Origin of the sequence: Blastococcus sp. CT_GayMR16 (genome assembly GCF_004570875.1) — a bacterium.
Classification (GTDB): domain Bacteria; phylum Actinomycetota; class Actinomycetes; order Mycobacteriales; family Geodermatophilaceae; genus Blastococcus_B.
On record NZ_SPQK01000024.1, the window covers coordinates 1 to 11350 of the forward strand.

An 11350-nucleotide genomic window follows, 5' to 3' on the forward strand; every position below is an offset into this window, starting at 1 on the left:
TGCTCGACGTCCAGGAGCTGCTCAGCGACTCCGGGATCGGCCGCGAGATGCACGTCATCGTCGGGCAGGGGCAGCTCGACGCCGTCCTGTCCGGCCGCCCCGAGGACCGCCGGGCCTTCATCGAGGACGCCGCGGCGCGTCAGAGCGAGACCGAGGCGCGGCTCGCCGTCCGCACCGCCGAGGAGCGGACCCGCGCCCTGCACGGCCGGGCCGAGTCCCTGCGCCGCCAGGCCCGGCAGGAGCGGGCCGCCCGGGAACGGGCTGCGGCGGCGAGAGTGGCCCGGGAGCGCGGCGCGGCTGTGGCCGCCTCCGTGCGGGTCGACGCGGAGACGGCGCTCGCCGCCCTCGCGACCTCACTGGCACGGGCCGCCGTCGAACGCGACGAGCTCACGTCCGCTCGGAGTTCCTTCGAGGCGGAGCTGCTCGAGGTCCGGGGCCGCGTGCGCGCGGCCACCGCCGAGCTGGACCGGCTGACCGACGAGGTGCACCGCGACGAGGTCGCCCGCGCCGAGCAGCGGTACCGGATCGAGGCGCTGGAGATCCGCGCCGCCGAGGAGTACGGCGTCGACCTGCCGACGCTGCTGGCCGAGTACGGGCCCGCCGCGCCGGTGCCGCCCACGCCCCAGCAGGTGGCCGCGGCCGAGGCGGCGGGGGAGCCCGAGCCCGACCCGGTGCCCTACGAGCGCGCCGTCCAGGAGCGACGGGCCGCGAAGGCCGAGCGCGACCTCACGACCCTCGGCAAGGTCAACCCGCTGGCGCTGGAGGAGTTCGCGGCGCTGGAGGAGCGGCACGGTTTCCTCGCCACGCAGCTCGAGGACCTCAAGTCCACCCGGCGCGACCTGCTCACCGTCGTCCGGGAGGTGGACGAGCGGATCCACGAGGTCTTCGCCGCGGCCTTCGCCGACGTCCAGCGCGAGTTCGAGATCGTGTTCGCCACCCTGTTCCCGGGCGGCCACGGCCGGCTGCTGCTCACCGAGCCCGACGACCTGCTCGCCACCGGCATCGAGATCGAGGCCCGGCCGCCGGGGAAGAAGGTCAAGCGGCTGTCGCTGCTCTCCGGCGGCGAGCGCTCGCTGACCGCCGTCGCCCTGCTCGTCGCGATCTTCCGGGCCCGGCCCTCGCCCTTCTACGTGCTCGACGAGGTCGAGGCGGCGCTCGACGACGTCAACCTCGGCCGGTTGCTGAGCCTCGTCGAGCAGCTCCGCGCCACGTCGCAGCTGATCATCATCACGCACCAGAAGCGGACGATGGAGATCGCCGACGCCCTCTACGGCGTCAGCATGCGCGGCGACGGCATCACCGGCGTCATCAGCCAGCGGCTGCGCGAGCTGGAGACGGCGTAGCCGAGCCGTTCAGACGCCGGAGCGGACCTCGAGATCCACCATCAGCGGAAGGTGGTCCGACGCGCCCGCGCCGTCCAGCACCTGTGCCGCCGCGACGGCGACGCCCTGGGTCACCCAGGCCTGGTCGATCCGCCGGTGCGGGGAGCGCGCCGGGTGGGTGTTCCCCTCGTCGTGCTGCCAGAACTTCCAGCCGGCCCGGTCGTCGCGCTCGTTCGCCAGCTCCCAGGCGTCGCCGAACTTCTGCCGCAGCGTCATGAGTTCCGGCGCGTCCGGGGCCGCGTTGAAGTCGCCGACCACGATGCCGGTCTCCATCGGACCGGTGTGCAGCTCGGCCAGCGCGGCCACCTGGGCGGCGCGGTCGCCGCTCTTGCGGCTCAGGTGCGTGGTCGTCACCCACAGCGCCCCGCCGTCCAGCTCGATCATCGTGCGCAGCGCGCTGCGCGGCTCCCCGCCGCCCGGCAACCGGTGCACGTCGCTGATCAGGAGGGGCAGCCGGGAGAGCAGGGCGTTGCCGTATTCGCCGCGCGGCTGACCACCGGGCCGGGGCTCGTCGACCGCCGGCCCCCAGGCCAGCTGCATGTCCAGCGCCCGCGAGAGCAGCAGCGCCTGGTCCACGTTCTCGCTGCGCGGACCGAAGTGCCGGTCGACCTCCTGGAGGCAGATCACGTCCGCGTCCGCCGCGGCCAGGACCGTCGCCAGCCGGGGGAGGTCGTGCCGGCCGTCGTCCCCGACGCCGTGGTGGATGTTGAACGAGACCAGCCGCACCGGGATGGGCGGTTGGTCGGGACCGGGGGCCGGCCGCATTCCGGGAGCACCAGTCATGCGCGCAAGCCTGTCACCCCTGGGAGAGCGGCAGGTCGAGGACCTGGCGCAGGTCGGGCTGACCGAGATCGGTCACCGACAGCTGGAACCGCGCCTCCCGGCCCGACAGCACCAGCTCCCCGATCTGGTTGCCGAAGAACGGGCCGGCCTGCTTGTCCCATTCGAGAACGCTCGGCTCGGCCCTCGCCGCTCTCGCCAGGGTCGCCGTGAATCTCTTCGCCCAGCGGCTCCAGCCGATCCGGAAGCCGACCCGGATCGGGTGCGGCGCCTGGTTGTGCAGGGGCGAGACCGTCAGCTGGTGCACCCGGCCGGTCAGTCCGGCGGGCTGCACGAGCTCCGCGGCGTAGGCGTGGTGGACGTCGCCGGAGAGCACGAGCGCCGTCGCCGGGGCGGGTCCGTGGTCACCGCGGGCCACCGACGTCAGCGCCCGGCCCAGCCGCTCGAAGGACTCCCCGAACGCGGCCCAGTGCTCCAGGTCCGCGGCCTGCCGCAGCTTCTCGGCCTGCCTGCCCCGCCACGCACCCTCGTGCCGCACGTTGAGCGTCTCGTTCCACCGCTCGATGTTGTGGATGGCGTGCGGCAGCAGCCAGGGCAGCGACGTGCCGATGATCAGGTGCTGCACGCCCTCCTCGACACCCCGCTGCATCGCCGCCTCGATCCAGGCGAACTCCTCGTCGTCGACCATCCGGCGCCCCTGCTCGTCGAGCACCCGGCCGGCCCGGCTGTCGATCATGATCAGCCGGGCGTCACCCCAGTGCCGCACGAAGCTCCAGCGGATGCTCGCCGGCTCGGTGTCGGCCCGCTCGGCCATCTCGCGCAGCATCGGCTCGGCGTCATCGGAGTCCTCGTGCAGCCCCTTGACGGCCTGCCAGGTCTTGTTCTCGGCCAGCTCCTGTGGGCTGAGGTTGCCGAGGTGCTGGTAGATCCAGTAGCTGACCAGGCCGCCGCTGATCCGGGCGCTCCACCAGTCCTCCGCGGTGACCTCGCGGCGCCAGGCCGCCGAGGTGTTCCAGTCGTCGATCATCTCGTGGTCGTCGAAGATCATCGACGACGGGATCGTCGACAGCAGCCAGCGGACGCCGGGATCGCTCCAGGACTCCGCGTAGAGCCGGGTGTACTCCTCGAAATCGCTCACCTGGGCGTCGGGCGGCGCCTCCTCGCCCCGGCGCAGGCTCAGCCACGAGCGGGTCGGCGGCGTCAGCTCGTCGGCGTAGACCTGGTCGCCGAGGAGCACCAGCGCGTCGGGCCACGCCTCCTCCGGCTGGTGCGCGACGCGCTCGGCGTAGGCGTCGAGTGCGTCCGGCGGGATGCGATCGGCGCTGTCGGCCGTCCCCGGCGTCGCGTAGCGGCAGGAGCCGAAGGCGATGCGGAAGCCGCCCTCGTCGCCCGGAGTGCGGATCCGGCTCGGCGGGAACGACGACTGCGGCGGCGGCCACACCGCCGCCCCGTCCAGGTGCACCCCGTACGGAGTCGTGCTGCCCGGCTCGAGGTCCTCGACCACCACCAGCGCGTAGTGGTGCCCGCTGACGCAGAACGTCCGTGCCCGGCGCCCCAGGATCTCGACCTCGCAGGGCCGGTCGGTCTCGACCCACAGGGTGGCCGACACCGGGTCGACGTGGCGCAGGAGGGGCCCGAGCAGCAGCTCCGGGAAGCGTGGATCGGAAGGCATGGGTCCAGCCTGTCTCACCGGGGTCGTGCTGAGAGACTCCGGTCATGGAATTCGTGCTGATCGCGATCGCGATCCTCGTCGTCGCGCTGATCCTCGGGGTCTCCCTGCTGGTCGGCCGGGGACGCCGGACCGTGCGCCTGGACGACGACGCGGCGGCGGGCACGACCCTGACCCGCCCGCGGCCTCCGCAGCCCACGGCACCCCCGGTCGAGCAGCCCGACGCCGTGGTCCCGGACGCGGCGCCGTCCGTGGAGCTGCCGCCGGCCGAGCCCGAGCCGGGGCTCACGTTCGAGACCCCGCCGCCGTCCGCGGGCCGGCTGATCCGGCTGCGCTCGCGGCTGGCGCGGTCGCAGTCCTCCCTGGGCCGGGGGCTGCTGACCGTTCTCGCGCGGGAGAAGCTCACCGAGGACGACTGGGAGGAGGTCGAGGAGACCCTCCTGGCCGCCGACGTGGGGGTGGCGGCCACCACGCAGATCGTCGACCGGCTGCGCACGCAGTCGATGGTGCTGGCGACCGCCTCGGGCTCAGGGCTGCGGGACCTGCTGGTCGACCAGCTCACCGCCGTCCTCGGACCCGACATGGACCGGACCCTCGGCACCGACCGCCACGACGGTCAGCCCGGCGTCGTCCTCGTCGTCGGCGTGAACGGCGCCGGCAAGACGACGACGGTCGGCAAGATCGCCCGTGTCCTCGTCGGCGACGGCAAGAGCGTGGTCCTCGGGGCCGCCGACACCTTCCGCGCCGCCGCCGCCGACCAGCTGGAGACCTGGGGCGAGCGGGTGGGCGTCCTGACCGTCCGCGGCCGCGAGGGCGGCGATCCGGCCTCGGTGGCCTTCGAGGCGGTGCGCACCGGTGTCGAGGGCGAGGTGGACGTCGTCCTGATCGACACCGCCGGCCGGCTGCACACGAAGTCGGGGCTGATGGACGAGCTCGGCAAGATCAAGCGGGTCGTGGAGAAGCAGTCGCCGGTCACGGAGGTGCTGCTCGTGCTCGACGCCACCACCGGCCAGAACGGCATCGTCCAGGCCCGCGTCTTCACCGAGGCGGTCACCGTCACCGGCGTCGTCCTCACCAAGCTCGACGGCACCGCGAAGGGCGGCATCGTCGTGTCGGTGCAGCGCGAGCTCGGCATCCCGGTGAAGCTGATCGGGCTGGGGGAGGGGGCCGACGACCTTGCCCCGTTCGAGCCCCGGGCGTTCGCGGAGGCGCTGGTGGGCGGCGAGGACTAGTCCAGTTCGACGGCGTAGGACGTGATGGACGTGACGAGCCCGTCGCTGAACTCGTAGATGTCGCAGGAGGAGACGAGGCTGACCTCGCCGTCGGCGTCCACGTATCGGCCGATCACGTCCACCGCAGCGGCGTCCGTCCCGGCGATGACGACGAAGCGCTGGAACTCCGCCGTCCCCGAGGAGAGCTCCCTGAGCGTGGCCTCGCAGACCTCGACGACCGCGTCGCGCCCGGTCAGCGTGCCCTCCCCGACGGAGATCCAGCGGACGTCCGGGGCGAGGGCGGGATAGGCCTCACGGAACCGGTGCCCGGAGAAGGCCTCGGCGATCTGTCGCGGCGTGGTCACAGTGGCAGTCCTTCCGGCGTCCAGCGCTCCTCGATGCGGCCGAACCGCCAGACCGCCAGCGCCACGGCCCAGGTGAGGACGAACAGCCCCACGATGCCGAAGCCGACGTAGCCGAGGTCCAGCGAGGCGATCCACACCAGCGGGCCGGAGTCGATGCCGAGGCGCTCGACGAGCAGGCCGGTGAGCACCAGCATCCCGATGACGAGGGCGACGGTCACCGACAGCAGGGTGACGGCGAGGTTGTAGAAGACCTTGCGGACCGGCTTGAGGAACGCCCAGCCGTAGGCCCGCGACATGAGGACGCCGTCCGCGGTGTCGAAGAGGCTCATGCCGGCGGCGAACAGGATCGGCAGGACGAGGATCGCGTACCAGGGCAGGACGAACGCCGCCGAGCCGGCCGCGAGCACGAGCAGGGCGACCTGCGTGGCGGTGTCGAAGCCGAGGCCCATCAGCAGGCCCACCGGGTACAGGTGCCACGGCTTGCTGACCCGCCGGGTCACGCGGCCGAGGATCCGGGCGAGGAAGCCCCGGTTGTGCAGGTGCCGCTCGAGCTCGGCCTCGTCGTACTCGCCGGTGCGCATCCGGCGGAACACCTTGGCGATGCCGACCGCGGCGACGAGGTTCATCACGCCGATGAGCACCAGGAACGCGCCGGCCACGATGGTGCCCACCAGGGCGAGGGTCTGGCCGACCTGGTTCTCCTCGTTCTGGACGACGCCGGCGACCGAGCGCACCCCGGCCACGAGCAGCAGGCTCGCGGCGAACACGACCGAGGAGTGGCCGAGGGAGAACCAGAAGCCCGCGCTGACCGAGGACGTGCCGTCCCCGACGAGCTTGCGGGTGGTGTTGTCGATCGAGGCGATGTGGTCGGCGTCGAAGGCGTGCCGGACACCCAGCATGTACGCCGTCAGGCCGACCCCGACGCCCAGGACGCCGGTGCTGCCGAGCTGGTAGTCGCGCGGGGCGACGGCAAAGATCAGCACGCCCCAGCCGACGAGGTGCAGGAGCAGGACGAACCCGGCCATCCCGGCGAGCGACCGTCGTTCCCGCGCGGGCATCGGGGCTGCGGTGGTCGCTGCGCGCTGGTCCGCCTGGACTCCTGAGGTCACGGTCGCGGAGCTTACTGCGAACTGTTCGCAACAAGCTCGTCGGGGAGGACGACGGAACAGCCCTCCGTGTGGTCGACGTCACTGGATGCCGGTCGCGCAACACGACTGGAACGAAACGACCGGACACGCGGACGGGAGTTCACCGTCCCGAAACTTCTCGGCGACCGCCCCCGAAACACGGCGACGGCACGGTGAGCGCCACGTCGCCGCTCCGTCGGAGCAGCGACAGCTCACCCCACCCTCGCCCGGTGTGCCCCAGGTATCCCGGGCTCCTCTCCGTGGCTTTCCCTCAGACAGGGCCACACCGACACCGTCAGGAGGTTGCCGTGGACACCGGCGACACCGCCTGGGTCCTGACCAGCGCCGCCCTGGTGCTGCTCATGACCCCCGGTCTGGCGCTCTTCTACGGCGGCATGGTCCGCGCGAAGAGCGTTCTGAACATGATGATGATGAGCTTCGGGGCCCTGGCGCTGATCAGCGTGCTCTGGGTGCTCTACGGCTACTCGATGGCCTTCGGCGACGACGTCGGCGGAGGCCTGGTCGGGAGCCCGTTCGAGTTCTTCGGCCTCGACGGCCTGCTCGGGACCGAGGGGATCGACAACGGCTTCGCCGCCAGCGAGTTGGTCTTCACCATCCCGTCGATGGCCTTCGTCGCCTTCCAGGCCGTCTTCGCCATCATCACCGTCGCCCTGATCTCCGGTGCGATCGCCGACCGTGCCCGGTTCGGCCCGTGGATGGTCTTCGCCGGCATCTGGGCGACGATCGTCTACTTCCCGGTCGCCCACTGGGTCTTCGCCTTCAACGGCGCGGAGTCCGAGACCGGCGGCTGGATCGCCAACAAGCTGCTGGCGATCGACTTCGCCGGCGGTACCGCCGTGCACATCAACGCCGGTGCGGCGGGTCTGGCGCTCGCGCTCGTGCTCGGCAAGCGCCGCGGGTTCGGCCGTGACCCCATGCGTCCGCACAACCTGACGCTCGTCATGGCCGGGGCCGGGCTGCTCTGGTTCGGCTGGTTCGGGTTCAACGCCGGTTCGGCGCTGTCGGCCAACGGTCAGGCCGCCGAGGTCTTCGTGACCACGCTGGTGGCGACCGGCGCGGCCACGCTGGGCTGGCTGGCGACGGAGAAGATCCGCGACGGTCACGCCACCTCACTCGGTGGGGCGTCCGGTGTGGTCGCCGGACTGGTCGCCATCACGCCGTCGTGTTCGTCGGTCACGCCGATCGGCGCGATCCTCATCGGTCTCATCGCCGGCGTCGTGTGCGCCCTGGCCGTCGGCCTGAAGTACAAGCTGGGCTACGACGACTCGCTCGACGTCGTCGGCGTCCACCTCGTCGGCGGTCTGTGGGGCACCCTGGCGGTCGGCTTCTTCGCCTCGGCGGCCACCACGGCCGGCGTCGACGGGCTCTTCTACGGTGGGGGCGTCGACCAGCTCTGGCGCCAGGCCGTCGGTGCCCTCGCGGTGCTGGCGTACTCGTTCATCCTCACGCTGGTCATCGGCTTTCTCATCCAGAAGACGATCGGCTTCCGCATCAAGGAGGAGGACGAGGTCACCGGGATCGACAGCGTCGAGCACGCCGAGACCGCGTACGACTTCGCCTCCCTGGGCGGAAGCAGCGGTGGGGGAACATCTCTGGCCGGCCAGGCGCACGCCGAGGCCCGTAACACCGAAGGGGTCCGGGCATGAAGCTCATCACTGCCATCGTCAAGCCGTTCAAGCTGGACGACGTCAAGAACGCCCTCGAGCTGATCGGCATCGCCGGTCTCACCGTGAGCGAGGTCCAGGGCTTCGGCCGGCAGCGCGGGCACACCGAGGTCTACCGCGGGGCGGAGTACCAGGTGGACTTCGTGCCGAAGGTCCGCATCGAGGTCGTCGTCAGCGAGCTCGACGCCAGCCGCGTCGTCGACGCGGTCGTCGAGTCCGCCTCGACCGGCCAGATCGGCGACGGCAAGGTGTGGGTGACCACGATCGACGAGGTGGTCCGCGTGCGGACCGGCGAACGCGGCGACGATGCTCTGTGACGTCGGCGCTCTGATCCACCGGCACTGAACACTCCGTCGGCCGGGGTGGTGGGATCGCCCGCCACCCCGGTCGACTGTCATGGACGAGGGGGAGACGTGCTGGACCTTCAGTCACTGCCCGGGCTTCCGCGCCCCGAGCGCACGGCGGCGGTCGACTCCTGGCTGTCCGGCCTCCTCGGCGACGCGGTCACCGGAACTCCGGCGCCGAAGCAGCGGCGGGGCGGACCGCCGCCGCGGACCGGCCTCGACGGGCTCGCGCTCGTGGCCGTGGGTAGCCTCGGCCGCCGGGAGCTCCCGCCCCACGGCGACCTCGACCTGGTCCTCGTCCACGAGGGCCGGCCGGAGATCGCCGCCGTCGCCGATGCCCTCTGGTACCCGATCTGGGACGCCGGCGTCCGGCTCGACCACTCCGTCCGCTCGATCCCCGAGGCCGTCGCGGTCGCCTCCACCGACGTGAAGGCCGGGCTCGGCCTGCTCGACGTCCGGCTGGTCGCCGGGGACGCCGACCTGGCGGCCCGGCTGCGGACGGCGACGCTGGCCAGCTGGCGGCAGGCGGCCTCGCGGCTGCTCCCGCAGCTGCGCGACCTGCGCCGTGATCGGGCCCGCCAGCTGGGGGAGCTCGCGTTCCTCCTCGAGCCCGACATCAAGGAGGCCTACGGCGGTCTCCGGGAGGGACAGGTCCTCCGGGCGATCGCGGCGGCCCAGCTCGGTGACGAGCCCGCCGCCGAGCTCGAGGCGGCCTACTCCTTCCTGCTCGACGTGCGCGACGAGCTCCGCCGGCGCACCGGACGTGCGCATGACGTCCTCGTCCGCCAGGAGCAGCGGCCCGTGGCCGACGCCCTGGGCCTGGCCGACGAGGACACCCTGTTGCGCGAGGTCAGCCTGGCCGGACGGCGGCTGGCGTTCGTGGCGGATGAGACCTGGCGTCGCGTGGAGGCTGCGCTCGTGCGCCGCCCGCGCGGGCGCTACCGGCGCGTGCGCCGCGAGCCGCTCGCCGAGGGCGTCGTCCGCCAGGGCGACGAGGTCGTGCTCGCCCGCGACGCACGTCCGGCCGCCGACCCCGGTCTCCTGCTGCGCGCCGCGGCCGCCGCGGCGCGGGCGGACCTGCTCCTCTCGCCGTACACGCTCAAGGTGCTCGCGGTGCACAGCCCGCCGATGCCCGAGCCCTGGCCGCCGGAGGTGCGCTGGTCCTTCCTCCGCCTGCTGGCCAGCGGTCGCGCGGCCGTGCCGCTGCTCGAGCAGCTGGACCAGGAGGGCCTGCTGTCGCGCCTGATCCCGGAGTGGGACCGCGTGCGCTCCCTGCCGCAGCGCCACCCCTGGCACCGGTTCACCGTCGACCGCCACCTCGTCGAGGCGGCAGCGGCCGCCGCCGAGCTGACCCGCGACGTCGACCGGCCGGACCTGTTGCTGGTCGCCGCGCTGCTGCACGACATCGGCAAGGGCTGGCCGGGAGACCACAGCGTGGTCGGAGAGCCGATCGCCGCCGAGATCGGCACCCGCATGGGCTTCTCGCCGCCGGACGTCGCCACGCTGGCCGTGCTGGTGCGCCACCACCTGCTGCTCCCGGCCACGGCCACGCGCCGGGACATCGACGACCCGGCCACCATCGACCGCGTCGCCGCGACGATCGGCCACGACCCCGCCGCACTCCAGCTGCTGCACGCCCTCGCCCAGGCCGACGGCGCCGCGACGAGCGTCTCGGCCTGGTCGCCCTGGAAGGCGCACCTCGTCGCCGCGCTGGTGGCACGGATCCAGGCGAAGCTGGGCGGCGGGCCGATGCCCGAACCCGAGCCGGTGCTGGAGCCCACCCGACCACAGGTCACCGCGCAGGCTCCGGACCTCCCGGGGGCGACGGGAGCGGTGACCGTCGGCATCGAGGACGTCGCCGACGGCCAGCAGGTCACGATCGGCGCACCCGACCGGCAGGGTCTGCTGAGCACCTGCGCCGGCGTGCTCGCCCTCAACCAGCTCGACGTCCGGGCGGCCAAGATGTCGGTCGAGGACGGCTACGGCACCGGGGTCTTCGCCGTCCGGCCCCGGTTCGGCCGGGCGCCGGTGCCGGAGATCCTGGCCGACGCGATGCGCGCCGCCCTGGACGGCACTCTGCCGCTGGCCGAGCGGCTCCGCCAGCGGGAGGCGGACTACCGCCAGGACGCCGTCCGCTCGGCACCGCCGCGGATCTCCTGGCACAACGGGGAGGTCAGCGGCGCCGCGACCGGCATCGTCGAGGTGCGCGCGGGTGACCGGGCGGGCCTGCTGTACCGGCTCACGGCAGCGATCACCGGGGAGGGGCTCGACGTCACCTCGGCGCGGATCGAGACGCTCGGCGCGGATGCCGTCGACTGCTTCTACGTCTGCAACCCCTCGGGTGAGGCGGTGGACCCCGACCAGCGCGGCCGCGTCGAGCAGGCCCTGGTGGCCGCCACCCGGGGAGCCGCCGAGGAGGGCGCGCTCGCGGCCGGCTGGGCGGACACGCCGGGTTAGTTCTCCGGTTCTGTCGGTGGGGCGTGCGACGGTCGCAGGACGGGACGGAATGGTCCCCCTGACCGAGTGCCTAGCCGTGCCCTAGCCGTGCCGTAGCCGAGAGGAGCCCCCGTGGACAGCCGCTCCTGGCCCTGCCCGCCGTGTGGCGAGATCCGTGAGTTCGTCCAGCCGCCGTGCGCCGACGGCCACACCGACGACGGTGGCGACTGCCCGGAGTGGGCCTGCGCCGACTGCGGTGCCGCGCTGCTGATCGGGAACGTGGCCGCGACGTCCGCGACCGTGTGGGCCCGCGTCGCTGCCTGAAGGCTCGATACCCTGGGGTCAGGTGGC

The 11350-nt window shown here is 73.0% G+C and carries 10 protein-coding genes; 6 read left to right on the forward strand and 4 right to left on the reverse strand.

Annotation, left to right across the window (positions count from 1 at the left end; all coding sequences use genetic code 11):
- On the forward strand, window positions 1-1343 hold a 1343-nt coding region (locus tag E4P38_RS19900), incomplete at its 5' end, for an AAA family ATPase (RefSeq protein ID WP_167760640.1).
- A gap of 9 nt (window positions 1344-1352) precedes the next feature.
- Here E4P38_RS19900 and E4P38_RS19905 read toward each other — a convergent pair.
- The gene (locus E4P38_RS19905; RefSeq protein WP_135133731.1) at window positions 1353-2165 is read right to left on the reverse strand and encodes an endonuclease/exonuclease/phosphatase family protein; all 813 of its coding nucleotides are present in this window, start codon (window positions 2163-2165) and stop codon (window positions 1353-1355) included.
- A gap of 13 nt (window positions 2166-2178) precedes the next feature.
- A complete protein-coding gene (locus E4P38_RS19910) occupies window positions 2179-3834 on the reverse strand; it encodes an alkaline phosphatase D family protein (protein WP_135133732.1) in 1656 nt (551 codons plus the stop codon).
- A gap of 44 nt (window positions 3835-3878) precedes the next feature.
- Here E4P38_RS19910 and ftsY point away from each other — a divergent pair, with 44 nt between their 5' ends.
- Window positions 3879-5063, forward strand: coding sequence for a signal recognition particle-docking protein FtsY (gene ftsY / locus E4P38_RS19915; RefSeq protein ID WP_135133733.1), 1185 nt, complete (start codon window positions 3879-3881; stop codon window positions 5061-5063).
- On the opposite strand, the gene E4P38_RS19920 is transcribed toward ftsY, so the two are convergent.
- Window positions 5060-5407, reverse strand: a complete 348-nt coding sequence (locus E4P38_RS19920) for a nuclear transport factor 2 family protein (protein ID WP_135133734.1) — start codon at window positions 5405-5407, stop codon at window positions 5060-5062. The two genes, ftsY and E4P38_RS19920, sit on opposite strands and share 4 nt — an antisense overlap.
- Complete coding sequence (locus tag E4P38_RS19925; RefSeq protein WP_245161180.1) at window positions 5404-6516, reverse strand: HoxN/HupN/NixA family nickel/cobalt transporter; 1113 nt, start codon at window positions 6514-6516, stop codon at window positions 5404-5406. Before E4P38_RS19925 ends, E4P38_RS19920 begins: the two co-directional genes overlap by 4 nt.
- Window positions 6517-6842: 326 nt before the next feature.
- Between E4P38_RS19925 and E4P38_RS19930 the strand changes: the two genes are divergently transcribed.
- From E4P38_RS19930 to E4P38_RS19945, 4 genes are all read left to right on the forward strand, one after another.
- Window positions 6843-8201: an ammonium transporter gene (locus tag E4P38_RS19930; RefSeq protein ID WP_135133735.1), complete on the forward strand. Its 1359-nt coding sequence runs from the start codon at window positions 6843-6845 to the stop codon at window positions 8199-8201.
- Entirely contained in the window at window positions 8198-8536 is a 339-nt protein-coding gene (locus E4P38_RS19935; protein ID WP_135133736.1) for a P-II family nitrogen regulator, read from the forward strand. The genes E4P38_RS19930 and E4P38_RS19935 overlap by 4 nt, the downstream gene beginning before the upstream one ends.
- Window positions 8537-8632: 96 nt before the next feature.
- The gene (locus E4P38_RS19940; RefSeq protein ID WP_135133737.1) at window positions 8633-11020 is read left to right on the forward strand and encodes a [protein-PII] uridylyltransferase; all 2388 of its coding nucleotides are present in this window, start codon (window positions 8633-8635) and stop codon (window positions 11018-11020) included.
- 111 nt (window positions 11021-11131) lie between these two features.
- Window positions 11132-11323, forward strand: a complete 192-nt coding sequence (locus E4P38_RS19945) for a hypothetical protein (protein ID WP_135133738.1) — start codon at window positions 11132-11134, stop codon at window positions 11321-11323.
- Window positions 11324-11350 lie beyond the last annotated feature (27 nt).

Excerpts from the sequence above, each read along its gene's own strand:
- E4P38_RS19905 (WP_135133731.1), bottom strand. The coding sequence starts at position 2,165 with ATGACTGGTGCTCCCGGAATGCGGCCGGCCCCCGGTCCCGACCAACCG.
- ftsY (WP_135133733.1), top strand. The coding sequence starts at position 3,879 with ATGGAATTCGTGCTGATCGCGATCGCGATCCTCGTCGTCGCGCTGATC.
- E4P38_RS19910 (WP_135133732.1), bottom strand. The coding sequence starts at position 3,834 with ATGCCTTCCGATCCACGCTTCCCGGAGCTGCTGCTCGGGCCCCTCCTG.
- E4P38_RS19935 (WP_135133736.1), top strand. The coding sequence starts at position 8,198 with ATGAAGCTCATCACTGCCATCGTCAAGCCGTTCAAGCTGGACGACGTC.